Source organism: Actinomadura rugatobispora (genome assembly GCF_055379765.1).
This window is the reverse complement of the sequence record NZ_AP029191.1, coordinates 4,464,085-4,488,921: the sequence shown is the minus strand read 5'-3', so window position 1 is coordinate 4,488,921 and position 24,837 is coordinate 4,464,085. Positions and strand designations below refer to the sequence as shown.

Below are 24,837 nucleotides of genomic sequence, written 5' to 3'. Positions count from 1 at the left end.
CGATGACCGGGGCATCTGTCACGTGACCGGTCAGGCGGCGGCGCGGCGCAGGGCGCCGGCGGGCCGGCGGATGGTGACGTTGATCCGGTTCCAGGCGTTGATCGCCGCGATGGCCATGACCAGGGCGGCCAGCTCCTCCTCGCCGTAGTGGTCGGCGGCCTCGTCCCAGACGTCGTCCGGGACGCCGTCCGGGTTGTCGGCCAGGCGGGTGGCGGCCTCGGTCAGGGCCAGCGCGGCCCGCTCCTCGGCGGTGTAGTACGGCGCCTCGCGCCAGGTCGCCACCGACCAGAGGCGCTCGTCGCTCTCGCCGTCCTTCTTGGCGTCGTGGGCGTGCATGTCGACGCAGAAGCCGCAGCCGTTGATCTGGCTGGCCCGCAGTTTGATCAGGTGGCGGGTGGCGGCGGGGAGGCCGCTCTGCCCCAGGAACGCCTCCAGGGCGAACAGGGCCTTGTACGCGCCGGGCGCCAGCTCGGTGACGTCGGGCATCCGTTCCTGCATGATCGATACTCCCTCACTTAATTGGATACTTGATGTCCAGATTCACGGCCTGCGGCGGTGCGCAGGGTGGACGTTGCGGTTCTCAGGTGCGCTCGTGCCAGGCGCGGAGCTGCTCGCCCAGGCGCGGGGCGTGCGCCTCGGCCTCCGCCTGGACGTCGGCGAGCGTCTGCTCGGCCAGCGCCTGCCGCCAGGCCAGCTCGGCCCGGCGCATCGCGGCGTTCACCGCGCAGGGGGAGTCGTAGACGCGTTCCGGGGCGTCCCGGCCGGGCCCGTGCCGCCGGATCTCGGTGCAGCGGAACGCCTCGTCCGGCCCCTCGATCGCGGTGACCACGTCCATCAGGGTGATCTTGTCGAGCGGGCGGGCCAGCCGGAACCCGCCCCGCGCCCCCGGCGTCGAGGTCAGGAGGCCCGCCCTGACCAGCGCCTGGAGCTGCTTGTTGAGGTACGGCGGCGGCAGCTCGTAGCCCGCCGCCAGCCGGGTGGTGGACATCGGGCGGTCCGAGTCCACCCAGTCGAGCAGCAGCAGGACGTGCGCCGCCCACTCGACCCCCTCGTTCATCCGCACGGTGCTACCCCCGCGCCCGCGACAGCTCGCCGACCAGCCGGGACGCGTCGGCGGCGGCCAGCTCGACGCCGAAGGTCTCGGCGAGGACCTTGGGGACCTCGCCCGGCTCCAGCTCCCGGACCTCGACCGCGTCGGCGCGCCCGTCGGCGTGCGTGGCCGTCAGCCGCGTGCCGTCCAGCTGGTACTGGACGTCCGGCGCGTACCGCTGGCTGTAGGCGCGGCCGGTGAACGGCGAGTTCGGGTGGGTGGAGACGAAGTGGTTCCCGACCTCGTAGTCGATCCGGTACGAGGGCGCGAGCATGAACGTGTGGCGGCGCAGCCAGCCCTCCGGGCCCCGCTGGTGCAGCGCCCACTCCTGCGCGCCGGGCAGCCCGCCCGCGTCGCCGGTGAGCCGTTCGAGCCGGTATGCCCAGCCGCCCTGCTCCGCCTCGGCGCCGTCCTCGAACGGGAGGGGCGCGAGCGGGCCGGCGCCGAAGCCGACGTCGCAGATCCACAGCCCGCCGTCGACCTCGACGCGGACGAGCGCGTGCGTGGCGGGCAGCAGCTTGTCGAAGCCCAGCGAGACGCGGGCGCTGAGGGCGGTGAAGGTGAAGCCGAGCCGTTCCAGCGCGGCCGCGAACAGCTCGGTGTGCTCGAAGCAGTAGCCGCCGCGCCGGTGCCGGACGAGCTTGTCCTGGACGGCCTCCACGCCCAGCAGCACGGGCCGGCCGAGGAAGATCTCCAGGTTCTCGAACGGGATGGAGGTGACGTGCCCGCCCTGCAGGCGGCGCAGCGTCTCCAGGGTCGGGGAGCGGTCGCCCTCGTAGCCGATGCGGGCCAGATAGGCGTCGAGGTCCAGCAGCTCGCCCTGCCAGGCGAGATCACCGGGTGGGTGCGTCATCGGCCCGCCTCTCAATCTGGATAGCTGACATCTAGATTAAACCACGCCTCCGCGCCCCGCCCCAAGGCCCCCTCGAACGTCTCGTCGAAGACCCGGTCGCCCAGCGCGGCACGGGCCGCCGCCTCGATCCGCTCCACGTCGGCGCGCTCGCCCGGCGGGAGCGGGGCGCCGATCGAGGCGCGCAGGCCGCCGGCCGTCCCGAGCAGCCGCGCCGCCTCGGCGGGGTGCCCGGCCGCCGCCCGCGCCCCGGCGATCCCCTCCAGCGCCAGCGCCACCGCACGCGGGTCGCCCGTCGCCCGCGCCGCGTCCAGCGCCTCGCGGTGCAGCTCCAGCGCGCGTCCCGCCGCACCGCGCTGCTCCGCCACGAACCCCAGCTGGGCCAGCACGAACGCGACCCCGGACCGGCCGCCGATGTCGCGCAGCCAGCCCAGCCGGGCCCGCAGGTGCCGCTCCGCCGCGTCCAGGTCGCCGCGACGCCGCGCCACCAGCGCCAGCCCGATCTCCGAGAACTCCAGCGCGGACCGGCTCGGCAGCGCGGCCGCCAGCCGGAACGCCCGCTCGTGCAGCTCCCCTGCCCGTTCCAGGTCGCCGGTCAGCAGCGCCAGCCGGCCCAGCTCCGCCAGCTTGAACGCGGCCTCCGCCCCCAGACCCAGCTCCTCCGCCAGGGCCAGGGCCTCCCGCCGCAGCGCGGCCGACCGCCCGTAGTCGCCGGTGATCTCCGCATGGCGGCCGAGCGCGTCGGTCGCCTCCAGCCGCCCCCACGGATCCCCGAGCTCGCGGAACAGCCGCAGGCTGCGCTCGCCGTCGCGGGCCAGCCCGTCCAGGTCGCCGCGCACCATCGCCTGCTTGGCCCGCAGGCTCAGCGCCGCCGCCGTCCCCCAGCGGTCGCCGCGGGCCCGGAACGTCGCCAGCGCGCCCGCGACCCGCTCGGCGTTGGCGTCCAGGTCGCCGTACGGCCAGTGGACGTGCCCGAGGAACCACACCACCCGCGCACGGGCCAGCGAATCCGGAGCGTCGAGGCCGTCGTACGCGCGCAGCGCCTCCAGCCTCAGCCGCTCCGAGTCGTCCCCGTCGCCGGAGGCCATGACCATGCCCGCGCGCCAGGCCACCGCCTCCGCCCGCGCCACCGGATCGGCCGGACCCGGCACGGCGAGCGCGGCGTCCAGCGAACGGGTCGCCTCACCGAAACGGCCCCGCAGGTACCAGTACCAGGCGAGCCCGTTGACCAGCGCCAGCGCGAGGTCCGCGTCCCCGGCGCCGGCGGCCCGGTCCAGCGCGGCGCGCAGGTTGGCGCCCTCCCGGTCGAGGCGCCCGAGCCACTGCCGCTGATCCGGCCCGCGCAGCCCGGCCGTCCCGCGCCCGGCCAGCCCGGCGTAGTGGCGCGCGTGGCGGCGCCGGACGGCGTCACCCTCGCCCGCCTCCTCCAACCGCTCCAGGCCGTAGGCGGCGACCGACTCCAGCAGCCGGTACCGCGTGCCGCCCGATCCGTCCCGCACGACCGTGACCAGCGACCGGTCCACAAGGCGGGCCAGCACGTCCAGCACGTCGACGCCCGGCTCGGCGCAGATCCGCTCGGCGGCCTCCAGCGCGCAGCCGTCGGCGTGCACGGCCAGGCGTCGCAGGACGAGGCGCTCCGGGCCGTCCAGCAGCTCCCAGCTCCAGTCGATCACCGCCCGCAGGGTGCGCTGCCGGGCGGGGGCGTCCCGCCGTCCCGAGGACAGCACCCGGAAGCGATCGTCCAGCCGCCCGGCCAGCTCCCGCACACCCAGCGCCCGCACGCGGGTGGCGGCCAGCTCCAGCGCCAGCGGAATCCCGTCCAGCCGCCGGCAGATCATCGCGACCGCCGCGGGATCGTCCACGGTGAAGCCCGGCGCGGCCGCCGCGGCCCGCGCCGTGAACAGCTCCACCGCGCCCGCGTGCTCCAGCGGCGGGACGGCCAGCAGCCGCTCGCCCTCGATCCCCAGCGGCTCCCGGCCGGTCGCCAGGACCCGCAGGCCGGGCGCCGACGCCAGCAGCCGCACGGCCAGCTCCGCCGCCGGGCCGATCACGTGTTCGCAGTTGTCGAGGACGAGCAGCATCCGGCGCCCGCGCAGCGCCTCCGCGAGCCGTTCCACCGGATCCCCGGGGAGCGAGTCGTCCCGCAGGCCGAGCACGCCCGCCACGGCGTCGCCGAGCACCCCGGCGCTCCCGGCGGCCGGAACCGCGGCCAGCTCCGCCAGCCACACGCCGTCAGGGAAGGGCGGCCCGCCCGGATCGGCGGCGACCGCCAGCGCCAGCCGGGTCTTGCCCACCCCGCCCGGCCCGGTGAGCGTGACCAGCCGGGAGGTCGCCAGCGCGTCCCGGGCCTCCTTGATCGCCTCGTCGCGGCCGACGAGGTCGCTGAGCGGCTCGGGCAGGTTCGTCCGCGAAGGCGCCGCAGCCTCCGGGACGGTGGCCGGACGCGGCGCCAGCGCGGGGTCCCGGAGCAGGATCGCCTGGTGCAACGCGGCGGCCTCCGGCCCCGGATCGACGCCCAGCTCCTCCGCCAGGCGTTCGCGCAGGTCCTGGTAGGCGGCCAGGGCCTCACCCTGGCGGCCGGCGAGGTAGAGCGCCTTCATGTACGCGGCGCGCAGCCGCTCGCGCAGCGGATGGTGCGCCACCGGCCCCGCCAGTTCGCTCGCGGCCAGGGCATGCTCGCCCAGTTCCAGGCGCGTCCAGGCGAGGTCCTCCAGGGCGGCCAGGCGCCGCTCCTCCAGGTCGGTGATCGCGGCGCGGGCGAAAGCGGCGTCGGCGACGTCGGCGAACGCCTCGCCCCGCCACAGGTCCAGCGCCTCCACCAGCAGAGACGCCCTGAGCCCGGGGTCGGCCGCCTTCCCCGCCCGGACGGTCAACTCCTCGAAACGCGCCGCGTCCACATCCGACGCCTCCAGGGCGTACCCGGGCGGACGGAACGCGACCAGCGCGCGGGCGCCGGGCTCCGCACCGTCCAGGACGGCGCGCAGCTGCGAGATCCGCGCCTGGAGCGTGCCGGTGGGGTTGCGCGGGGGCCGCTCGCCCCACAGATCGTCCACCAGCCGGTCGGACGGCACCGGCCGCCCCCTGGCCACCAGCAGATCGGCCAGCAGCGCCCTGACCTTGGGCTCGGGCACGTGGACGGGACGGCCGTCGTCCGTCCACACCGCCAGCGGACCGAGCACCCCGAAGCGCACACCGCCAGGCTAACCGCCCTCGGACGGGCGTTCGCGCGCACGTCCGTAGCGGATCCGAAGGGGATCCGTAGCCGCGCCCAGCACTGTGGATCCCGTTGAAAGGAGCGCATATGTCTACGCACGAACTCGCACCCGTCACCGTCATCGGCCTCGGCCCCATGGGGGCGGGCATGGCCGAGACCTTCCTCGCCAAGGGGCACCCGACCACGGTGTGGAACCGCACGGCGAGCAAGGCCGACCCCCTGGTCTCCAAGGGCGCGACCAAGGCGGTCACGCCCGCCGACGCCCTCGCCGCGTCCGAGGTGATCGTCATCAGCCAGATCGACTACGGGGCCATGTACGACTCGCTCGGCCCGGCCACCGGGGCACTGGACGAAAAGGTCCTGGTCAACCTCAGCTCGGGCACCCCGGAGGAGCTGCGGAAGGCGTCCGCGTGGGCGGCCGGGCACGGCGCCGTCCTGCTCACCGGCGGGATCATGACGCCGCCGCCCGGGATCGGCCGGCCGGGCGCGTACGTCTTCTACAGCGGCCCCGAGCAGGCCATCGACCGCCACAGCGACACCCTGAAGGCGATCGCCGACGTGTCCTACGTGGGCGAGGACCCCGGCCTGGCCATGCTCTACTACCAGGCGCAGCTGTTCCTGTTCTGGTCCACGCTCAGCAGCTACATGCACTCGGTGGCGCTGCTGGAGACGGCCGGGGTGAGCGCGCGCGAGTTCCTCCCGTACGCCGCCCGGACGGTGCGCGAGCTGGCCGAGGACGGCCCGATGGCCTTCCTGAAAATCATCACCGACGAAATCGAGGCCGGTCACTCTCCGGGAGACCTCAACAGCCTCACCATGCAGGCCGTGGGCGCCGGGCACGTCGTCGAGGCCAGCCGCGACGCCGGCATCGACACCGCCTACCCGGCCGCGCTCCGCGACCTGTTCGAGCGGGCCGTCAAGGCAGGTCACGCTGCCGACGGGCTGGGCAGCGTCATCGAGGCCCTCAGGAAGCCGAACGGGGCGCCGATCAGGAACGACTGACCTATCCCGTCCGCGACGCTGACCGATCTCACGGGAGACCGGCGGCGCGGTGAACATATGCTCCGTGACGGTGAGCGAGTGAAAAGTGTCGTCCCAGAAGGAGCGCACATGCCCTTGTCCCCCCACCGATCGGCGTCCGGCGCCGCGGTGTCCGCGCTGGAGGAGACCTACGAGCGGATCCTCCGCCGGAACCCGGGCGAGCCCGAGTTCCACCAGGCGGTACGCGAGGTGCTGGACGCCCTCGTCCCCGTCCTGGACGCCCGTCCCGAGCTGGCCGACGCCAAGGTCGTCGAGCGGATCACCGAGCCCGAACGGCAGATCATCTTCCGCGTCCCCTGGACGGACGACTCCGGCGAGATCCACGTGAACCGCGGGTTCCGCGTGGAGTTCAACGGGGTGCTGGGGCCCTACAAGGGCGGGCTGCGCTTCCACCCCTCGGTCAACCTGGGGATCATGAAGTTCCTCAGCTTCGAGCAGGTGTTCAAGAACGCGCTGACCGGGCTGTCGCTCGGCGGCGGCAAGGGCGGCAGCGACTTCGACCCGCACGGCCGCTCGGACGCCGAGGTGATGCGGTTCTGCCAGTCGTTCATGACCGAGCTGCACCGCCACCTCGGCGAGCACACCGACGTCCCGGCCGGCGACATCGGGGTCGGCACGCGGGAGATCGGCTACCTGTTCGGGCAGTACCGGCGGCTCACCAACCGCTGGGAGGCCGGGGTCCTCACCGGGAAGGGCCCCGGCTGGGGCGGCTCGGCGGGCCGGCCGGAGGCCACCGGGTACGGGAACGTGCTGTTCACCGCCGAGATGCTGCGGCTGATCGGGGAGGACTACGAGGGGCGGCAGGTCCTCGTCTCCGGATCCGGGAACGTCGCGATCCACACGGTCGAGAAGGCGCAGTCGCTGGGCGCCAACGTCATCACCGTGTCCGACTCGGGCGGCTACGTGGTCGACGAGAAGGGCATCGACGTCGCCCTCCTCCGCCAGGTGAAGGAGGTGGAGCGGGGCCGGGTGTCCGACTACGCGGAGGCGCGCGGCTCCTCCGCCCGGTACGTGCCCGGCGGCAGCGTCTGGGACGTGCCCGCCGACATCGCCTTCCCGTCCGCGACGCAGAACGAGCTGGACGCCGACGCCGCCGCGACGCTGGTCCGCAACGGGGTCAAGGCCGTCTCCGAGGGCGCGAACATGCCGGCCACCCCGGAGGCCGTCCGGCTGTTCCGGGAGGCGGGCGTCGCGTTCGGGCCGGGCAAGGCCGCCAACGCGGGCGGCGTCGCGACCAGCGGCCTGGAGATGCGGCAGAACGCCGGCCGCGAGTCGTGGACGTTCGAGCAGGTGGAGAACGAGCTGGCGCGGATCATGCGGTCCGTCCACGAGGAGGTGTACGCGACCGCCGAGCGCTACGGGGCTCCGGGAGACTACGTGCTGGGCGCCAACATCGCCGGGTTCGAGCGGGTGACCGAGGCCGTCCTGGCGCAGGGCCTCATCTGAGCCCTTCTCATGGCCGCGGCGGGCGCAGGCCGTCGAGCAGGAGGCCCAGGAGCCGCTCGGTGCGGCCGCCGCGGGCCTGCTCGTCGGCCCACGCGATGCCGTAGACCATGGTGAGGAACTCCGGCGCGTCCACGTCGGGCCTGATCTCGCCCGCCCGCTGCGCGCGGGCCAGCAGGTCCGAGCCGGCCGCGTTCAGCGCCTTGCACGAGGCGTACAGCTCGGTCGACTCGTCCCGCAGGGTGGTGATGAACGCCGTGGTCAGCCCGCGGTAGGCGGTGCTGGACTCCATCAGCGCGAGCGCCCAGGCGGCGAGGGCGTCGCGCGTGCCGGGGGCGTCGCGCGCCCGCGCGGCCAGCGCGTCGAACCCGTCCCGCAGCAGCGCCTCCAGCAGCGCGTCCCGGGTGGGGAAGTGCCGGTAGAGGGTGCCGATGCCCACGCCCGCACGCCGCGCGATGTCCTCCAGGGACGCCTCGACGCCGCTTTCGGCGAAGGCGGCGCGCGCCTCGCGCAGGAGCCGTTCGTAGTTGCGCCGTGCGTCGGCCCGCATGCCCGCCCTCCCTTGCTCCGCTTGCCAAAGCGGAGGCTGCCTCCTTATTGTAGTGGAGATTAACCGGAGGCTGGCTCCGATTATTTGGGAGGGATCATGGACGTGTTCCGCGGCCGGTTCGGGGTCTGGGTGGCGCCGGCCACCCTGCTGGAGGCGTCCGCCGCCGTCCAGCGCGAGCAGTTCGCCCGCGTCGAGCGCCTCGGCTACACCTCGCTGTGGAGCGGCGAACCGCCCGCCGCCTCGGGGGCCGGCGGGCGCGAGGTCTTCGCCCAGCACGCGCTGATGCTGGCCGCCACCGAACGCCTCACCGTCGGCACCGGCATCGCCAACGTGTCCATGCGCGACCCGGTCGCCATGCACGGCGGCGCGGCCACCCTCGCCGAGGCGTACCCGGACCGGTTCGTCCTGGGCCTGGGCGGGGCTTCCGGCGACCGCCCCCTGACCGCGCTCCGGGACTACCTCGACGCGATGGACGCCGCGTCCCGGCGCATCCTCCCCGGCGTCCCCTACCCCCGCGTCCTGGCGGCGCTCGGCCCGAAGGCCCACCGGCTCGCCCGCGAACGCGCCCACGGCGTCCACCCGTTCCTCCAGCCCGTCGAGCACACGGCGACCGCCCGCGCCGCCCTCGGCCCGGACGCCCTGCTGATCCCGCACCAGGCCGTCGTCCTGGAGACCGAGCCCGACGCCGCACGCGCCCGCCTCCGCGCCCTCTTCGGCGCCGGCTGGGCCCACGACAACCCCTACACCCGCAACTTCCGGCGCCTCGGCTACACCGACGACGACCTGAAGGGCGGCCCCAGCGACCGCCTCGTCGATGACGTCCTGGCCTGGGGCGACGAAACCGCCGTCGCCGGACGGCTCCGCGCCCACCTGGACGCGGGCGCCGACCACGTGCTCGTCCACCCCTTCGCCCCCGACCTGGTCTCCGCGGTCGACCAACTGGAACGCCTCGCCCCGGCCATACTGGAAGCCGTGACAGCGACCGGTTAGGGGACTCATGGTCGGGGCTTCGGTGGTCGAACGGCTGTACTTCGGACGCGACGACGCCGAACGCGACCTTGCCGACGGGCTCCTGCGCAGCGGCTTCCAGGAGACGGCCGCCTACGGCGTCGCGATGTCGGGACGCAAGATGCTCGTCATCGGCCGCAAGGGCGTCGGCAAGAGCGCCATCTGCGTCCTGCTCGCCGCGGACGGGGCGCACCCCGGCGGCACCGTGCTGATCACGCCGGACGACACCGCGGGCGAGGAGATCCGCCGGTTCGAGCTCCAGGGCCTGCCCGGCGACACCGCCAAGTCGCTGATCTGGCGGTACGTGTTCGCCGTCCACGCCGCCCGCCACGTCGTCAGGCACGCGGGCACGCACGGCCGCCGGACCCCCAAGTCCGTCAGGACGCTGCGGCGGTTCCTCAAGGCCAACCAGGAATGGCTTGACGAGAGCCTCTCCGACCGCATCGTCAAGGGCGTCCGCGGGCTGCAGGGCGCACTGTCGCTGGAGGCGTTCGGCTTCGGCGCCGGGGTGGAGCTGACCCGCGTGAAGTCCGAGGGGGCCCGCGCCTCGCACCAGCTCGCCGTCATCGAGAAGGGCGTGGCCGCCGCCTTCGACGACCTCGGCTGCGCGGAGGCGCATCCGCCGCTGCTGCTGCTCGTCGACCAGCTGGAGCAGGTGTGGTCGGCCGAACGGGAGAGCAACTCCATGGTGATCGGCCTGCTGCTGGCGGCCCGGCACGTCTCGGGCCTCTACGGCAGGGCGCTGAACTGCCTGCTGTTCCTGCGCTCCGACATCTACGACTCGCTCTCGTTCGGCGAAGGCGACAAGTTCCGCAGCGACGAGCTGCGGATCACCTGGACGGAGACGGAGCTGGAGGCGCTGGCACTGCGGCGGGCAGGGGTCTCCCTCGGCGAGGACCTGACCGCGCAACGGCTGTGGGGCGAGATCTTCCCCCGGACGGTGAACGGCGAGCCCACCGTCTCCTACCTGTTCACCCGGGCGCTGCCCCGGCCGCGCGACATCATCCAGTACCTCAACGGGTGCCAGTCGACCGCGATGGCCAACGGGCACCGCGACCGCATCCTGGAGAGCGACGTCCTGGAGGCGACCCGCCAGTTCTCCGAATGGAAGATGATCGACCTCGTCCAGGAGTACCTCGTCGCCCATCCGTTCCTGGAACGCCTCTTCCCGCTCTTCCAGAACAGCGGCTACGTGGTGACGCGGACGGCGCTGGAGACGCGGTTCCTCCCGGTGGCCCGCGCGCTGCACCGGGAGTTCCCCGCGTACGCGCACGGGCTGACGCTGCCGGGGATCCTGACCGTGCTGTACGAGGTCGGTTTCCTGGGCGTGCGCCGCGGCAACGACGTCGTCTACTCCGGAGGCCCGTGGCCGTCCGTCCAGCCGCACGAGGAGGAGTTCCACATCCACCCGTGCTTCCGCGCGGCGCTGGGCGCCACGACGGCGGCGGGGCTGGGCGTCTACAACCGCAGGCTGGCCGAGAGCATCCAGGGGCAGATCGTCACGGGGGACGTGACGATCCTGCGGTCGACGCGCACCAGCCGGCCCAGCCGCGAGTTCGGACTGCTCCAGCGGGTCAGGCGGGCGTGCCGTACGATCCTCGACCTGACCGGGCGCGCCGACGGCCTGCCCGCGGAGGTCCGTTCCGAGATCTCCCACCAGTTGGCCCGCATCCTGCACGACGCGGAGTGCGCCGAGGAGTGGGAGGAGTACACGGTGCTGCAGTCCGCGGCGGAGTTCTTCCGGGAACTCTCCGCCCGGCTCCATGAGCAGGCGTTGAGCGACGGCACCCTGATCCTCGCCAGGCGCCTGGACGAGGAGGCCCGGCGGCTCACCCGGGCGGAGGGCGGCTACATGGGCGGCGGCAGCGGCGACAGCTACTGACGCCCGGCCCCGACCCGTTCGCTCGGCGGTTCGGCTCGCAACGGGTCGGGGCGGGCGGTCAGTTCGGCTCAGCTCGGGTCAGGCCGGGATGCCGGGGTCAGCGGCCCCGCTGGAGCTGCCGATTGGGCATCTGGCGGGCGTTGCGGCGCTGCGCGCCGCGCGCGAAGCCCGCCGTCCGGGCGTCGGTGTTCCGGCCCTTGCCCTTCTTCTTCATCGCCTTCTGGAAGGGCTTTTCCTCGTTCGCGTTCAGGTTGATGGCACGCATGAACTGACACCTCCGGGCACGTTGGAATCGGGCCGTGAAAAGGCCGCGATAAATGGTTCCTGGGAAAGGCGCCGGACGGGGGCGTGCCACATCGCGACCGGTCGTGCCGCTGTCAGGGCATGCGTGAGCACGGTCCGGACAGCGGACGATCGGTGGATGACGCGATGGGTGAGCGCCCTGGGCGCCGAGTGCGGGAGCGGGCCGCGAAAGTGTCGCGGCGGCTCAACCGGTGGGGATCACAGCTCCATGCCGTTGATATTAGCGGCCTGATCGGGTGGTGTGTCAACCGTGATTTCCGGGTTTTCCGGTTTTCCTATAATCGCGGGATGGAGCCGCTCGACCGATTCCGGGATCCGCGGACGTCGGCGTACGACCTGGCGCAGGAGCAGATCCTGGTCCGCTGCCCGCGCTGCGACGGGCTCGCGCACGTCACCGGAGGCCGCCGGTTCGGCTGCCCCGGCTGCGGCCTGGCCCGGACGGCGGAGGGACGCGGCGGCGCCTACGCCCGGAGCACCGCCGAGCCCGCCGCCGACCCCTTCTTCCGGCTCCCCCTCTGGCTCCAGACCCGCACCAGGCACGGCTGGCTGTGGGCCTACAACGCCGAGCACCTCGACCTGATCGCCGGCCTCGTCCGGGCGCGGCTGCGCGAACGCGAACGGGACGCGGCGGACGGCGGCCGGAGGAACAGCACCCTGGTCTCCCGCCTCCCCCTGTGGATCAAGAAGGCCGAGCACCGGGACGAGGTCCTCCGCGCCGTCGACCGCATCCGCGCGACCCTGCCCTCCTAGGGGGTCACGGCGTAGACCATTCGGCGCCCCTCGCCGGTGCCGTTCGCGTCCGATCCCGGGTGCTCGGAGACCGACCAGACGGCGCCCAGGGTCGGGGAGGTCTCGCTGCCGCCCGGCCAGTGCGACAGGTCCTCCGGGCCGATGGGCAGCGCCTTCTTGCCGGTGGTCTGCAACGGGCCGGTGACGGCCGGCGGCTGGACGTTCGGGACCGCGGTGTGCAGCCATCCGGCCCTGGTCGCGCCGTCGCTCTGGCTGAGGTACCAGCGGTTGTTGAAGCGCGTCGCGCCCTGGACGTTGCTGACCGGCAGGGTGTAGGCGGCGTCGGCGTTCCACCGGTAGTCGGGGTCCATCACCAGCTCGCCGCCGCTGAACGCCCCGGCCATCGGCCACGTCGCCACCCGGCCGTTGGTGTCCTCGTCGCCGGCGCAGTACTCGCCCGCGATGAGGTGGTCGGTGCCGCTGCGGTCCAGGGAGGTGTAGGAGAAGTTCGGCGAACCGTCCTCGGCGCCCACGTTGTCGGAGCACTTCGTGCCGGTGGCGGCCGTGTGCGTCCAGGAGCCGATCTGCGGCATGACGTAGCGGTAGCCGTACCCGTAGTAGGTGCCCTGCTGGTAGCCGATCAGGTGGTCGCCGCTGGTGGTCCCGTTCTCCGAGGCGCCCAGGTCGAAGACGCGGCGCATGTCGAACACCCGGAAGCCGCGCGCGGTGTCGGCGACGAACAGGTAGTTCCCGTACCAGACGATCCCGCCGGCGTGCAGCGAGGTGGTGTAGCCGTCGGCGGTGCTGTCCTGCGAGACGCGGACGGCGTCGTAGCTGGTGATGCCGGCGCTCTGCTTGGGGTACACCAGCAGGACGTGCCGGTACGAGCCGGTGGTGCGGTTCATGAAGCTGACCCGGACGCCCTTGACCATGCCGTCGGCGTTGTCGTTGGCGTCGTACCAGCTCACCAGGACCGGCTGGTGGCCGTCGCCCCACTCCTGGTCGGCCTGCATGTCGGCGACCGTGGTCACGCCCTGCGGGTACCACTGCGTCGTCTCGTTGTCGTCGTCGGTGAAGCAGAGGCTGCGCTGGATGGCCGGCGACGACCCGGACGCCACCGCCTCGGGCTTGCACGCGCCGCCGACCGTCACCGGGGGACCGTCGTCACGGGTCCGGTTGAGGTCGCCCATGATGGTCGTGACGGTGGCCTTGACCAGCGGGAGCGCGTCCGCGCGGTCCTGCAGGTCGGTGCCGTAGGCGTTGGGGCGCAGCTGGAAGTTGGACAGGGACAGCACGTTCGCCGACGCGGGGCTCTGCAGGGCGACCAGCGTGCCGGCGGTGAGGACGACGGTGATCGCGGGGGACAGCGCTCTGCGGCGCCACTTCATAGTGCTCCTCGGGCTCGGCCCTCGGCCGGACGGAGGCACGGTGGCGGGGGGCCGACCGGGCGGGGACGCCTGGGAGCGCCCGACCAAGATCATGAGTGGAACGCGGTCAATATCCCATATGTGGGATACCCCGACCAGACTTCAATTTCGGGGTGATTCGCACTACCCTCCGGCCGCGATCGCCGCCTCGATGCGGTCCACATCGCCGCGCTCGGCGGGCGGGAGCGGCGCCCCGGCCCCCTCCCGCGCGGCCGCGGCGTCCGCCAGCAGCCGCGCCGCGCGCTCACGGTCACCGGCCAGCGCGTGCGCGCCCGCCATCCCCTCCCAGGCCAGCGCCACCGCGCGCGGATCGCCCGTCGCGTTCGCCGCGTCCAGGCCGTCCCGGTGCAGCGCCAGCGCCCGCTCCGCGTCGCCGCGCAACTCCGCGATGAACCCGAGCTCCGCCAGGATCAGCGCCGTGCCGTGATGCGGCGCGGCCTCCCGGTTCCAGTCCAGCCAGCGCCGCAGGTACGACTCCGCCTCGTCCAGCCGCCCGCGGCGCCGCGCCACCAGCCCCAGCCCCGTGTCGGCGAACTCCTCCGCCAGGTGGTTGCGCTGCTCGGTCGCCAGCCGCGCCGCCCGCCGGTGCAGGTCCTCGGCCGCCGCGTGGTCACCCTCCAGCAGCGCGATCCGGCCCAGCGCCGCCCACTGGAACGACGCGTCCGTCCACAGCCCCAGTTCCTCGGCCATGCGCAACGCGTCGCGGAGCAGCCGCCGCGCCCCCGCGTAGTCGCCCACGATCTCCGCCTGCCCGGCCAGGACGCTCGACGCCTGCATCAGGCCCCAGCGGTCGCCCAGCTCGGCGAACGCGTCCGACGCCTCCCGGCCCAGGCGCCGCACCCCCGCCAGATCGCTCCGCGCCAGCGCCTGCTTCGCCAGCGTCAGCCGCGCCGCCGCCACACCCCACCGGTCGCCCGCGGCGACGAACCGGTCCAGCACCCGGCGCGTCCTGGCCTCGCTGACCGCCAGCACCCCGAAATCGATCTCCGTGAACGCCAGGAACCACTCGGCACGCGGATCCGGCGCCTCCTCCGGCGGCAGCTCCCGCACCGGATCGCCCGCACAGCCCGACAGGTTCTCCAGCGCCGCCCGCCAGGCCCGCGCCGTACGCAGCGCGCCCGCGTCCCCGGGCCCGTCCAGGACGGAGTCCAGCGCGCACATCGCCTCGCTCAACCGGCCGCGCAGCACCCAGTACCAGGCCAGCGACCCCGCCAGCCCCAGCGCCTCCGCCCCGAAGTCGAACGCGGCGTTGAGGTTGGCCGCCTCCGCGTCCAGCCGGGCCAGCCAGCCGAGCTGGTCACGGCCGTCCAACCGGGCCCGCCCCGCCAGCTCCGCGTAGTGGCGGGCATGCCGGCGCCGGACCGCGTCGTACTCCCCGGCCACCTCCCGCATCCGCTCCGCGCAGTACGCCGCCACCGACTCCAGCAGCCGGTACCGCGGACCGTCCGGGCCCTCCGCCACCACCACCAGCGACCGGTCGACCAGCCGGCCGAGCAGATCGAGGACCTCGTCCCCGCGCACCCCGTCACCCGCGCAGACCGCCTCCGCCGCCTCCAGCGCGCAGCCGCCCACCTGGACCGCCAGCCGCCGCAGCACGATCCGCTCCGCCTCGGTGAGCGGCTCCCAGCTCCAGTCGATCACCGCGCGCAGCGTCCGCTGCCGGTCCGGCGCGTCCCGGCGGCCCGAGGCCAGCACCCGGAAACGGTCGTCCAGCCGCGCCGCCAGCTCCCGCGCGCCCAGCACCCGGACCCGCGTCGCCGCCAGCTCCAGCGCCAGCGGGATCCCGTCCAGCCGCCGGCAGATCGCCGCGACCGCCGCCGCGTTCCCCGCGTCCAGCGCGAAACCCGGCGCCGCCGCTGCCGCCCGCGCCACGAACAACCGCACCGCGCCGAAGGCCGGCAGCGCCTCGGGATCCGGCTCCACCGACGGGCCCGGCGCCTCCAGCGGCGGGACGTTCACCAGCACCTCGCCCGCCACGCCCAGCGGCTCCTGGCTCGTCGCCAGCACCCGCAGCCCCGGCGCGTCCCGCAGCAGCCGCGCCACCACCCCCGCCAGCGGAACCACCAGGTGCTCGCAGTTGTCCAGCACCAGCAGCAGCCGCTTGGGGCGCAGCGCCGCCGCCAGCCGCTCCAGCGGATCGCGCGCCGTCCGCGTCCCCGCCTCCTCGCGCAGCTCCAGCGCGACCGCCACCAGATCGCAGATCCGCGTCTCCGCCGACGGCGCGTCCCGCGCCAGCGCCGCCAGATCGACGATCCGCACCCCGTCCGGCAGGTCCCCGACCGGGCCGCCCGCCGCCTCCACCGCCAGCCGCGTCTTCCCGACCCCGCCCGGCCCCGTCAGCGTCACCAGCCGCGACCCGCCCAGCAGCGCCCGCACCCGCGCCACCGCTCCGTCCCGCCCGATCAGCTCGTTCACCGGCGCGGGCAGGTTCCCGGACGGCGCCGGCGCCAGCCCCGGATCCTGCTTCAGGATCGCCTCCTGCAACGCCGAGAGCTCCGGCCCGGGGTCCAGCCCCAGCTCCTCGGCCAGATGGACGCGCAGCGCCTCGTAGCTCTCCAGCGCCTCGCCCTGCCGCCCCGACCGGTACAGGGCCCGCATGTGCGCGGCGCGCAGCCGCTCCCGCAGCGGATGCCGTCCCACCAGCTCACCGAGCTCAGGCACCAGCGCCGCGTGCTCGCCCAGCTCCAGCCGCGCCTCCGCCAGCGCCTCCAGAGCCTCCAGCCGCCGCTCCTCCAGCCGCATGATCGCCGGACGGGCGAACTCCTCGTCCCCGAACTCCGCGAACGCCGCGCCCCGCCACAGCCCCAGCGCCTCCGCCAGCAGCCCGGCCCGCTCCCGCGCGCTCCCGCCGCCCCGCGCCCGCTCGACCAGCGCCGAGAACTCCTCCGCGTCGACCGCCGCGCCGTCCAGCCGGTAGCCGTGCCCCGGTGGATCCGACACCACCAGCGCCCGGCCCCCCGGCTCCGCGTCCTCCAGGACCCGCCTCAGCTGCGAGACCTTCGTCTGCAGCACCGCCGAGGGATTGGCCGGGAGCCGCTCGTCCCACAGGTCCGCGATCAGCCGGTCGGCCGGCACCGGCCGCCCCGCGTGCGCCAGCAGATGCGCCAGCAACGCACGCACCTTGGCCTCGGGAACCCGGACCGGTTCCTCCCCGTCGCCCGCCCAGACGACAACCGTCCCGAGCACCCCGAACCGCACGTGTTTACTTTATGGGAGGGAAGCCCCCCATACCCCCCGCGGGCCGCGCAGCCCTGCGCTCGCCTGGGGGCTCGCTCCGGGCACCCGGCCCTTGGCGGGGGCCAGCCCCCGCACCCCCGGCAGGGGCTCCGCCCCCACACCCCCGACCAACCTCGTAACCAGGCTCTTCGACCGGAAGCCGTTCGGAAGTCGGCCGGAAGTCGTTCGCCGCAGGGTGGGGGCATGGGTTCTTTCGAGGGGAAGAAGGCCGTCGTCACGGGCGGGACGCACGGGATGGGGCTGGCAGTGGCGCGGGCGCTCGTGGCCGGGGGCGGGGAGGTGGTCCTCACCGGGCGGAACGAGCGGACGATCGAGGAGGCCCGTTCCGTGCTCACGCCGCTGGGGACGGCGCACGTGGTCCGGTCGGACGCGGCGAGCATGGCCGACGTCCGGGCGCTCGGCGATCTGGCCGGGGAACGGCTCGGGACCATCGACGCCGTGTTCGTCAATCACGGCATCGCCGAGCCGGAGCCGCTGGAGGAGGTCACCGAGGAGTCCTACGACCGGCACTTCGCGATCAACGCCAAGGGGGCGTTCTTCACCGTCCAGCGGCTGGCGCCCCTCGTGCGGGACGGCGGGGCGTTCGTGTTCACGACCGTGGCGAACGACCGGATCTTCCCGGGGATGAGCGCCTACTCGGGGTCGAAGGAGGCGGTGCGGGCGTTCGCGCAGGTGTTCGCGGCGGAGTTCCTGCCGCGGCGGATCCGGGTGAACGCGGTCGCGCCGGGCTTCATCGAGACGCCGACGATGGGCGTGGCGACGATGAGCGACGAGGAACGGGCCGCGTTCCAGAAGCAGGGGGACGAGATGACCCCGCTCGGCCGCAACGGAACAGTAGAGGAAGTGGCCGCGGCGGCGCTGTTCCTGGCGTTCGACGCCACGTTCACCACGGGGGTGGAGCTGCCCGTCGACGGCGGCTTCGCCCAGGGGATCTAGGGCCTGTCTTGAAGTGGCCTCAGGTGCCGCGCGAGCGCGTTACCTGGGCGGTGGTGCGATGCCGGAGGCGAGCGTCACCGGCCAGATCGCGAAGCGATGCCGCGCTCGCCAAGGCCCGGTCAGGGGCGAGCCGCCAGGCGAGCGCCGTAGGCCGGGACTTTGAGACACAGCCTGATGACCGATCGGGTGCCGCAGTACCTCACCTATCAGGCGAGGGCGACGCGGGAGTTTCCGATCGTGGTTCTGGAGCGGGTGAGGCCGTAACCGCCTCGACCTCGGCGCGGAACGCCTCGGACTCCTTGAGGACCTTCTTGCGGGTACGGGTCGGCAGCCGGTCGATGTAGAGGCGGCCCTCCAGGTGGTCGGTCTCGTGTTGAAGGCACCGTGCCAGCAGGCCGGTGCCTTCGACCGTGACCGGGTCGCCCTTGACGTCGAACCCGTGGCAGGTCGCGTGGTCGGGGCGGGCCAGTTTCGCCTGGGCGCCCGGGACCGACAGGCAGCCCTCGTCGCCGTCGTCGAGCCGCCGCTCGTCGACCCCGGGGAGCTCCAGGGTCGGGTTGACGACCACGCCCCTGCGCATCACGTCGTCCTCGTCCGGGCAGTCGTAGACGAAGACGCGCAGGTCGACGCCGATCTGGTTGGCGGCCAGGCCCACGCCCTCGGCGGCGTACATGCTGGCGAACATGTCGTCGACCAGCGCGGAAAGCTCGTCGTCGAACCGTTCGACCGGACGGCACGGGCTGTGCAGGACGGGCGTCCCCACCAGCGTGATCGGTCGTACCTCTCCGGCCATGCACCCCTCCTCGGCGTCACCCAGCATGCTATGCCGGATCAGAGCAGGAGCTTCTCCGGAATGATCGGCAGGTCGCGGATCCGGCGGCCGGTGGCGTTGTACACGGCGTTGGCGATCGCGGCGGCGGAGCCGACGGTGCCGAGCTCGCCGAGGCCGCGGACGCCGGAGGGGCTGAGTTCGGTGTCGGGGTGCTCGAGGAAGTGCACGTCCAGGCGGGGGACGTCGGCGTTCACGGGGATGAGGTAGTCGGCGAGGTTGGCGCCGGCGACGCGGCCGGTGCGGGTCTCGACGTGGGCGCGTTCGAGGAGGGCCTGGCCGATACCGAAGGTGACGCCGCCGGTGATCTGGTTGCGGGCGGCCTTCTCGTTGACGATCGTGCCCGCGTCCACGACGGTGAGCATGCGGGCGACGCGGGCCTCGCCGGTGAGGCGGTGGACGTGGACCTCGCAGAAGTGGGCGGCGAACGAGGCGACCGCGAAGCGTTCGGAGCCGTCCCAGCGCGCGGTGGACGTGGCGCCCACGCCGGGCGAGCCGGTGAGTGCGAGGAGGCTGGTGAAGGTGAGGCTCCGGGTGCCGTCGGTGAGCCGGCCCTTGTCGTAGCGGACGCCGGGCGTGCCATGGAAGGGGGACTTCTCGTGGCCGGTGGCGTGGGCGACCAGCTCTTGGACGGCGTCCTCGGCGGCCTGCCGGACGGCGGGCGCGACCGTCACGGTGGAGCCGGACCCGACCGCGCCGTAGACGGAGGTGGAGGCGTCGTCGACCGGGAGGGTGGAGTCGCCGAGCTCGGGCCGGATCCGTGACCGGGGCAGGTCCAGGCTCTCGGCGCCGACGATGGCGAGCACGGTGAGCATGCCGGTGCCGAGGTCGGCGGCGGCGGTGGCGACCCGGACCGTGCCGTCGGGACGGAACCGGACTTCGGCGGCGGTGGAGTCGCGGCCGGTGTGCATGACGGCGGTGGCCACGCCCGCTCCGACGAGCCGGTCGCCTCGGGTGACGGAGCGGGGCGGGCGGTGCCGCCAGCCGAAGCGTTCCGCGCCGAGGCGGTAGCACTCGGCCAGGTGCTTGCCGGTGAACGGGCGGCCGTGCTCGGGGCTGTGCGTCAGGTCGTTGCGCAGGCGCAGTTCGACGGGGTCGACGCGGAGTTCGGCGGCGAGTTCGTCCATGGCCGATTCCAGGGCGAACGAGCCGGCTTCGGCCCCGGGCGCCCGCATGATCGTGCTGGGGGGACGGTCGAGCGCGGCGACCCTGAGGCCGATGTGCAGGTTGGCGGTCTTGTAGAAGTCCATCGTCCCGAAGCGGGCGGGGTCCTCGAACGGGTGCGTGGTGACCGCGTCGTTGCTGACGGCGTTGAGGCTCCCGTCGCGGTGGGCGCCGAGGGCGATGACCTGGCGGCTGGGCGGGCGGTGGCCGGTGACCGTATAGAGCTGCTCGCGGGTGCTGACGACCTTGACCGGCCTGCCGAGGCGGTGCGCGGCCGCGGCGGCGAGGAGGGCCGGCGCCCAGGTGGTGGCCTTCCCGCCGAAGCCGCCGCCGACATGCGGGCTGATCACGTGAACCTGCCGGGCCTCCAGGCCGAGCGCTTCGGCGATCTCGGCGGCGTGGGCGCGCGGGCCCTGCGTGCCGCTGTGGACGGTCAGCGTGCCGTCCTTCCACTCGGCGACGGCGGCGTGCGGTTCCATCGCGTTGTGGTGCTTGGGCGGCTGCGTGTAGGTGGCGGAGACGGTGACCTGGCTGGCGCGCAGGGCGTGGCCGATGTCGCGCACGCCGTCGGCGAGGCGGTCGAGCGGCCGGCCGAACGGCGGGGCGGGCACCTCGCCCTCGGCGCCCTCGAACGACACGTCGGGGCGGCGGGCGCGGTAGGAGACCTTGACGAGGGTGGCGGCGTCGCGGGCCTCCTCGAAGGTGCGGGCGACGACCATGCCGATGATCTGCCCGTGGTAGCGCACTTCCCGGTCCTGGAGCGGCGGTCGCGAGTCGCCGAGAAAGGTGGGGAGCATCGCCGTCTGGGGGCGCAGCCGGAGCGGGTTGTCTGGGGTGAAGACGCCGATGACGCCGGGGGAGCGGCCGGCGGCGCGCACGTCCATCGATCGGATCGTGCCGCGACCGATCGTGGCGAGGACGAGGTGGCCGTGCAGCATCCCGGCGGGGCGGTGGTCGGCGGCGTACGCGGCCGCGCCGGTGACCTTGAGGCGTCCTTCGACGCGGTCGGCGGAACGGGTCATGACGACGCCTCCAGCAGGGCGCGGACGATGGTGCGGCGGAGTAGCGCGGGCTTGAACGCGTTGTGCCGCAGGGGCCGGGCGCCGTCGGCGGCGCGGGTCGCGGCGGCTTCGAAGGACGTCTCGTCGGGCCGGGCGCCGCGCAGGGCGCGTTCGACGACGGGGAGCCGCCAGGGGCGGGTGCCGACGCCGCCGGCGGCGACCCGCGCGTCCCTGATCCGCCCGCCGCGGACGTCCAGGGCGACGGCGGCGGAGGTGAGCGCGAACTCGTAGGACGCGCGGTCGCGGACCTTCACGTACGCCGATCGCCGGGCGGCCCGGTCCAGGTCGGGCACCGTCACCGCGACGATCAGTTCGCCGGGGCGCAGGCGGTTCTCGCGGTGCGGGGCGTTCTCGGGGAGGAGGTAGAAGTCGGTGAGCCTCATCCGGCGCTCGCCGGTGCGGTCGCGCAGGACGAGCGAGGCGTCCAGGGCGGCCAGGGCGACGGCGAGGTCGCTGGGGTGGGCGGCGACGCAGGAGTCGCTGGTGCCGAGGACGGCGTGCGAGCGGTTCTCGCCGTTCAGGGCGGGGCAGCCGGTGCCGGGCTCGCGCTTGTTGCACGGTACGGCGGTGTCGCGGAAGTAGCCGCAGCGGGTGCGCTGCAGCAGGTTGCCGCCGATGCTGGCCATCTGCCTGATCTGCGGGGACGCGCTCTGGAGCAGCGTCGCGGAGATCATCGGCTGGTGGCGGGCGACCAGGTCGTGGGCGGCGACGTCGGCCATCCGTTCCAGGGCGCCGATGCGCAGGCCGTCGCCGTCCCGCTCGATCCCGGTCAGCGGCAGGCCGCCGATGTCGACGACCCGGCCGGGTGCCGTGACGTCCAGCTTCATGAGGTCGACGAGGGTGGTGCCGCCGGCGAGGTAGGCGCCGCCGCCGGCCGCCTGGTCCAGCGCCTCCGGGACGCTGCGGGGCGCGGTGAGGGTGAACGGCCGCATCAGCGCCGCCCCCCGGTCCCTGCGGCGGCCGTCCTGACCGCGTCGACGATGCCGTTGTAGGCGGCGCAGCGGCACAGGTTGCCGGACATGAACTCGCGGATCTCCTCGTCGGAGCCCGCGTGCCCTTCCCGGATCAGCGCGGCGGCCGACATGACCTGTCCCGGCGTGCAGAAGCCGCACTGGAGTCCGTCGCGTTCGACGAACGCCTGCTGGACGGGGTGCAGCGTGCCGTCGCGGTCCGCCAGCCCTTCGATCGTGGTGACGGGTCCGCCGCGCGAAGCCGCCGTGGCGGCGAGGGTCAGGCACGACAGGACGCGCCGGCCGTCGATGTGGACGGTGCAGGCGCCGCACTGCCCGCGGTCGCAGCCCTTCTTCGTGCCGGTGAGCCCGAGGCGTTCGCGGAGGGCGTCCAGGAGGGTGACGCGGGTGTCGAGGCGGAGCCGTTCGGTGCGGCCGTTCACCCGCAGCACGACCTCGGCCGTCTGGGGGCCGGGCGGGGGCGCCGGGGCGGGGGGTGGTGGCGCGGTGCCCGCGACGGCGTCGGCGGAGGAGTGGGCGGCCTGCGCGGCGGTCGCGGCGGCGGCGGTCGCGGCGGTGGTCCGGGCGAGGAACCCGCGGCGGGAGAGGCCGCGCCGGGTGGGATCCATGGATGAACCCTTTCGTGAGACAGTAAGACTCTTAGATGAGACAGAATGTCTCACTATGAAGACATGATTGTCAACGGGCTGGGAGCCGTGGGAGGGGCAGGGGGCGGTGGTTGTGGCGCTCACAGAGATGCTTGCGCCGCCGCGCGGCTTATATGGACATTGATAATCCGCGGGGCCGAACAGCTTCCGCCGTTGACTATTTCTGTGAGGATCTTCGCGTGACTGTGTAAGAAGTGGTGTTCAGGACGCGTTCGGGGGACCTGGCCAGGGAGGTCCAACGTGAGCGAAGAACCCGGATCGGTGACGGCGACGCCGCGGCTCGCGGAGGTGCCGGCCGGGCTGGCGCAGCCGCTGCGGCCCCACCTCGACGAGGCCGCGGCCGAGATGATCCGCGAGATCCAGGGCCTGGTGCCCGAGTACGCGCGCCCGCCCGACAGCAAGTACGGGCGCCGGATGAGGTGGACGGTCGAGCAGACCGTCGGCCACTTCGTCGACGCCATGGGCCGGGACGACACCGACTGGGACGCGCTGACCGAGATCTACGTCGGCATCGGCGCCTACGAGGCGCGCGGCGGCCGCAGCCTGGACGGCCTGCAGACCGCGATCAGGGTGTGCGGCCAGGTCGCCTGCCGCCGCTTCATCAAGGACGCCCGGCGGCTCGGCTGGTCGCTGACCACGCTCGGGCAGATCATCGAGTCGCTGTTCGTCTTCCTGGAGAAGCTGGCCGGCGCCGCCGCCCGGGGCTACGCCGACGCCCAGCGGCGGCTGGCCACCGAGCGGGAGCGGCACCGCTGGCGGCTGCGCGACCTGCTCGTCGTCGAGCCGCCCGCCAGCGTGGAGGCGGTGCGCGAGCTGGCCCGCCCGGCCGGCTGGGAGCCGCCCCGCACCATCGCGCTGGTCGCCCTCGGCCCCGCCATGGAGGACAGGGCGCCGGTCGCGCCGCCGTCCGTGCTGGCCGACTGGCACGGCCCGGCGCCGTACCTGATCGTCCCGGACCCGGACGGACCGGGGCGGGAGCGGATGATCGCCGGGCTGGTGCGGGGACGGCCCGCCGCCGTCGGCCCGACCGTGCCGCTGAACAAGGGCGCGGTGTCGCTGCGCTGGGCCAGGCGCACGCTGGACCTGGTCGTCCGGGGCGTCATCCCGGAGAAGGCGCCGGTCCGGTGGCTGGACCATGTGGCCACGCTGGTCGCGTCAATGAGCGAGGAACTGATCGACCTCGCGCTGAACGTGCGGCTCGGCCCGCTCAAGGAGCTGCCGCGGCACCGCAGGGAACCGCTGGTGCGGACCCTGCTGGCCTACATGGAGAGCCGCGACAACGCGGTCGCGGCGTCCGAGCGGCTGGTCGTCCACGAGCAGACGGTGCGCTACCGGATCCGCCGGCTGGAGCAGCTGCTCGGCGACGCCCTCTACGATCCCGACCGCAGGATCGAGATGCTGCTCCTGCTGCACGCCTGGGTCCGCTTCCCGGACGTGCCGAGGGACTTCCGGCCGGTGCCCGGGGACGAGGCCGCGGTGGACGCGGCGGGCCCCGGGTAGTTCAGCGGGTCCGCGCGTGCTCGCTGAAGAACCGCCAGATCAGCGGGCTGGCCCGGACGTCGGGGTCCACCTGGCCGCTGGGCCACTCGTGCCCGCCGCCGGTGATCGTGCAGGACTCGACCTCGCTGCCGGTGCGGCCCCGGCCGGTGGTCCGGCACGTGGTCCTGGCCGTGCCGAGGGTGATCCGGTCGAACGGCAGCAGCCGCCCGGCCGTCCGCCAGAAGTCCATGACGGCGGTGAACGCCGGGAACGGCGTCTCGTTGTTCCAGTCCTGGTTGCCGCCGCCGAGGAAGGGGACGGAGAAGTCCGCGGTGCCGTGGAAGGCGATCACCGACACCGGGCGGCGGGGCGCGCACTCCACGGCCAGCGACCCCGACACCACCCCGACCGCCGCAACCCGCGAGGACCGTTCGCAGGCGTACCGGTAGGCCATGCCGCCGCCGTTGGAGAACCCGGTCAGGTAGATCCGGCGCGGGTCGGCCAGGCCCTCCCGCACCAGTGTCGAGATCAGCCTGTCGAGGAAGCCGACGTCGTCGATGCCGGCCATGCGCGCGAACCAGCAGCAGCCGCCGGCGTTCCACGTCCTGACGAACCCGTTGGGGTAGGCGACGAGGAAGCCGTTGCCGTCGGCGACCGTGTCCAGCCCGGACTGCCGGCGGATGTAGTGCATGTCGTCGAGGCCGCCGTGCAGCGCGATGACCAGGGGCTTCGGAGTTCTCGTCCGGCCCGGCGGCACGTGCAGGAGGTATTCGCGCTCCCAGCCGCCGTCCATGGTCAGGGTGCGCTCGTGCGTGCCGGGACCCGGCGGCGGGGTATCGGCCGCGGCCGGGTGGACGGGCGCCAGCCAGTACGCGGCCAGGGCGAGTGTGAGGATGACGCGGGTCACAGTCCTCATGACCAGTGATCATCCGCCGGGGGCGCCGGGCGTACTACTCGCCAGACCAACGAACGGCCG

The 24,837-nt window shown here is 73.9% G+C and carries 20 protein-coding genes; 7 read left to right on the top strand and 13 right to left on the bottom strand.

Annotated elements, in window-relative coordinates:
• Positions 1-30: 30 nt before the first annotated feature.
• From ACZ466_RS19665 to ACZ466_RS19650, 4 genes are all read right to left on the bottom strand, one after another.
• Positions 31-498 carry a carboxymuconolactone decarboxylase family protein gene (locus ACZ466_RS19665; protein ID WP_378285345.1) on the bottom strand — a complete coding sequence of 156 codons (468 nt, stop codon included), beginning with the start codon at positions 496-498 and terminating at the stop codon, positions 31-33.
• A gap of 82 nt (positions 499-580) precedes the next feature.
• Entirely contained in the window at positions 581-1,057 is a 477-nt protein-coding gene (locus ACZ466_RS19660) for an RrF2 family transcriptional regulator (protein WP_378285344.1), read from the bottom strand.
• A 10-nt stretch (positions 1,058-1,067) separates the two neighbouring features.
• Entirely contained in the window at positions 1,068-1,943 is an 876-nt protein-coding gene (locus tag ACZ466_RS19655) for an arylamine N-acetyltransferase family protein (protein ID WP_378285343.1), read from the bottom strand.
• Positions 1,944-1,954: 11 nt separating this feature from the next.
• Entirely contained in the window at positions 1,955-5,131 is a 3,177-nt protein-coding gene (locus ACZ466_RS19650; protein WP_378285342.1) for an AfsR/SARP family transcriptional regulator, read from the bottom strand.
• A gap of 110 nt (positions 5,132-5,241) precedes the next feature.
• Between ACZ466_RS19650 and ACZ466_RS19645 the strand changes: the two genes are divergently transcribed.
• Both ACZ466_RS19645 and gdhA read left to right on the top strand, forming a co-directional pair.
• Positions 5,242-6,156, top strand: coding sequence for an NAD(P)-dependent oxidoreductase (locus ACZ466_RS19645; protein ID WP_378285341.1), 915 nt, complete (start codon positions 5,242-5,244; stop codon positions 6,154-6,156).
• Between the two features lie 108 nt (positions 6,157-6,264).
• Entirely contained in the window at positions 6,265-7,641 is a 1,377-nt protein-coding gene (gene gdhA / locus ACZ466_RS19640) for an NADP-specific glutamate dehydrogenase (protein ID WP_378285340.1), read from the top strand.
• Between the two features lie 7 nt (positions 7,642-7,648).
• Here the strand turns inward: gdhA and ACZ466_RS19635 are convergent, their stop codons facing one another.
• Positions 7,649-8,188 (bottom strand): TetR/AcrR family transcriptional regulator, encoded by a 540-nt coding sequence (locus ACZ466_RS19635; protein WP_378285339.1) that lies wholly within the window; start codon positions 8,186-8,188, stop codon positions 7,649-7,651.
• Positions 8,189-8,284: 96 nt separating this feature from the next.
• Here ACZ466_RS19635 and ACZ466_RS19630 point away from each other — a divergent pair, with 96 nt between their 5' ends.
• Positions 8,285-9,178 carry a TIGR03620 family F420-dependent LLM class oxidoreductase gene (locus tag ACZ466_RS19630; protein ID WP_378285338.1) on the top strand — a complete coding sequence of 298 codons (894 nt, stop codon included), beginning with the start codon at positions 8,285-8,287 and terminating at the stop codon, positions 9,176-9,178.
• Positions 9,179-9,185: 7 nt separating this feature from the next.
• Positions 9,186-11,078, top strand: a complete 1,893-nt coding sequence (locus tag ACZ466_RS19625) for a P-loop ATPase, Sll1717 family (RefSeq protein WP_378285337.1) — start codon at positions 9,186-9,188, stop codon at positions 11,076-11,078.
• Between the two features lie 97 nt (positions 11,079-11,175).
• On the opposite strand, the gene ACZ466_RS19620 is transcribed toward ACZ466_RS19625, so the two are convergent.
• Positions 11,176-11,343, bottom strand: coding sequence for a hypothetical protein (locus ACZ466_RS19620; protein ID WP_378285336.1), 168 nt, complete (start codon positions 11,341-11,343; stop codon positions 11,176-11,178).
• A gap of 326 nt (positions 11,344-11,669) precedes the next feature.
• Here ACZ466_RS19620 and ACZ466_RS19615 point away from each other — a divergent pair, with 326 nt between their 5' ends.
• The gene (locus tag ACZ466_RS19615) at positions 11,670-12,131 is read left to right on the top strand and encodes a hypothetical protein (RefSeq protein ID WP_378285335.1); all 462 of its coding nucleotides are present in this window, start codon (positions 11,670-11,672) and stop codon (positions 12,129-12,131) included.
• On the opposite strand, the gene ACZ466_RS19610 is transcribed toward ACZ466_RS19615, so the two are convergent.
• Together ACZ466_RS19610 and ACZ466_RS19605 are read right to left on the bottom strand one after the other, a co-directional pair.
• Positions 12,128-13,498 (bottom strand): hypothetical protein, encoded by a 1,371-nt coding sequence (locus tag ACZ466_RS19610; RefSeq protein ID WP_378285334.1) that lies wholly within the window; start codon positions 13,496-13,498, stop codon positions 12,128-12,130. The two genes, ACZ466_RS19615 and ACZ466_RS19610, sit on opposite strands and share 4 nt — an antisense overlap.
• 162 nt (positions 13,499-13,660) lie before the next feature.
• Positions 13,661-16,735: a BTAD domain-containing putative transcriptional regulator gene (locus ACZ466_RS19605; protein ID WP_378285333.1), complete on the bottom strand. Its 3,075-nt coding sequence runs from the start codon at positions 16,733-16,735 to the stop codon at positions 13,661-13,663.
• Positions 16,736-16,957: 222 nt separating this feature from the next.
• Between ACZ466_RS19605 and ACZ466_RS19600 the strand changes: the two genes are divergently transcribed.
• Positions 16,958-17,710 carry an SDR family oxidoreductase gene (locus ACZ466_RS19600; RefSeq protein WP_464043895.1) on the top strand — a complete coding sequence of 251 codons (753 nt, stop codon included), beginning with the start codon at positions 16,958-16,960 and terminating at the stop codon, positions 17,708-17,710.
• A 199-nt stretch (positions 17,711-17,909) separates the two neighbouring features.
• Here the strand turns inward: ACZ466_RS19600 and def are convergent, their stop codons facing one another.
• The 4 genes from def to ACZ466_RS19580 are packed head-to-tail and all read right to left on the bottom strand — an operon-like array spanning position 17,910 to position 22,343.
• On the bottom strand, positions 17,910-18,503 hold the full coding sequence (def, locus tag ACZ466_RS19595; RefSeq protein WP_378285332.1) for a peptide deformylase: 594 nt from the start codon (positions 18,501-18,503) through the stop codon (positions 17,910-17,912).
• A gap of 38 nt (positions 18,504-18,541) precedes the next feature.
• Positions 18,542-20,725, bottom strand: a complete 2,184-nt coding sequence (locus ACZ466_RS19590; RefSeq protein WP_378285331.1) for a xanthine dehydrogenase family protein molybdopterin-binding subunit — start codon at positions 20,723-20,725, stop codon at positions 18,542-18,544.
• On the bottom strand, positions 20,722-21,696 hold the full coding sequence (locus ACZ466_RS19585; protein ID WP_378285330.1) for an FAD binding domain-containing protein: 975 nt from the start codon (positions 21,694-21,696) through the stop codon (positions 20,722-20,724). Before ACZ466_RS19585 ends, ACZ466_RS19590 begins: the two co-directional genes overlap by 4 nt.
• Positions 21,696-22,343: a (2Fe-2S)-binding protein gene (locus ACZ466_RS19580; RefSeq protein WP_378285329.1), complete on the bottom strand. Its 648-nt coding sequence runs from the start codon at positions 22,341-22,343 to the stop codon at positions 21,696-21,698. The genes ACZ466_RS19585 and ACZ466_RS19580 overlap by 1 nt, the downstream gene beginning before the upstream one ends.
• 279 nt (positions 22,344-22,622) lie before the next feature.
• Here ACZ466_RS19580 and ACZ466_RS19575 point away from each other — a divergent pair, with 279 nt between their 5' ends.
• Positions 22,623-23,882 carry a PucR family transcriptional regulator gene (locus ACZ466_RS19575; protein ID WP_378285328.1) on the top strand — a complete coding sequence of 420 codons (1,260 nt, stop codon included), beginning with the start codon at positions 22,623-22,625 and terminating at the stop codon, positions 23,880-23,882.
• Position 23,883: 1 nt separating this feature from the next.
• Here the strand turns inward: ACZ466_RS19575 and ACZ466_RS19570 are convergent, their stop codons facing one another.
• The gene (locus ACZ466_RS19570; protein ID WP_378285327.1) at positions 23,884-24,777 is read right to left on the bottom strand and encodes a CE1 family esterase; all 894 of its coding nucleotides are present in this window, start codon (positions 24,775-24,777) and stop codon (positions 23,884-23,886) included.
• Between the last annotated feature and the right edge of the window lie 60 nt (positions 24,778-24,837).

Coding starts and splice junctions, on each gene's coding strand:
- ACZ466_RS19665 (WP_378285345.1), bottom strand. CDS start 498: ATGCAGGAACGGATGCCCGACGTCACCGAGCTGGCGCCCGGCGCGTAC.
- ACZ466_RS19660 (WP_378285344.1), bottom strand. CDS start 1,057: ATGAACGAGGGGGTCGAGTGGGCGGCGCACGTCCTGCTGCTGCTCGAC.
- ACZ466_RS19655 (WP_378285343.1), bottom strand. CDS start 1,943: ATGACGCACCCACCCGGTGATCTCGCCTGGCAGGGCGAGCTGCTGGAC.
- ACZ466_RS19645 (WP_378285341.1), top strand. CDS start 5,242: ATGTCTACGCACGAACTCGCACCCGTCACCGTCATCGGCCTCGGCCCC.
- gdhA (WP_378285340.1), top strand. CDS start 6,265: ATGCCCTTGTCCCCCCACCGATCGGCGTCCGGCGCCGCGGTGTCCGCG.
- ACZ466_RS19635 (WP_378285339.1), bottom strand. CDS start 8,188: ATGCGGGCCGACGCACGGCGCAACTACGAACGGCTCCTGCGCGAGGCG.
- ACZ466_RS19630 (WP_378285338.1), top strand. CDS start 8,285: ATGGACGTGTTCCGCGGCCGGTTCGGGGTCTGGGTGGCGCCGGCCACC.
- ACZ466_RS19625 (WP_378285337.1), top strand. CDS start 9,186: ATGGTCGGGGCTTCGGTGGTCGAACGGCTGTACTTCGGACGCGACGAC.
- ACZ466_RS19620 (WP_378285336.1), bottom strand. CDS start 11,343: ATGCGTGCCATCAACCTGAACGCGAACGAGGAAAAGCCCTTCCAGAAG.
- ACZ466_RS19615 (WP_378285335.1), top strand. CDS start 11,670: ATGGAGCCGCTCGACCGATTCCGGGATCCGCGGACGTCGGCGTACGAC.
- ACZ466_RS19610 (WP_378285334.1), bottom strand. CDS start 13,498: ATGAAGTGGCGCCGCAGAGCGCTGTCCCCCGCGATCACCGTCGTCCTC.
- ACZ466_RS19600 (WP_464043895.1), top strand. CDS start 16,958: ATGGGTTCTTTCGAGGGGAAGAAGGCCGTCGTCACGGGCGGGACGCAC.
- def (WP_378285332.1), bottom strand. CDS start 18,503: ATGGCCGGAGAGGTACGACCGATCACGCTGGTGGGGACGCCCGTCCTG.
- ACZ466_RS19590 (WP_378285331.1), bottom strand. CDS start 20,725: ATGACCCGTTCCGCCGACCGCGTCGAAGGACGCCTCAAGGTCACCGGC.
- ACZ466_RS19585 (WP_378285330.1), bottom strand. CDS start 21,696: ATGCGGCCGTTCACCCTCACCGCGCCCCGCAGCGTCCCGGAGGCGCTG.
- ACZ466_RS19580 (WP_378285329.1), bottom strand. CDS start 22,343: ATGGATCCCACCCGGCGCGGCCTCTCCCGCCGCGGGTTCCTCGCCCGG.
- ACZ466_RS19570 (WP_378285327.1), bottom strand. CDS start 24,777: ATGAGGACTGTGACCCGCGTCATCCTCACACTCGCCCTGGCCGCGTAC.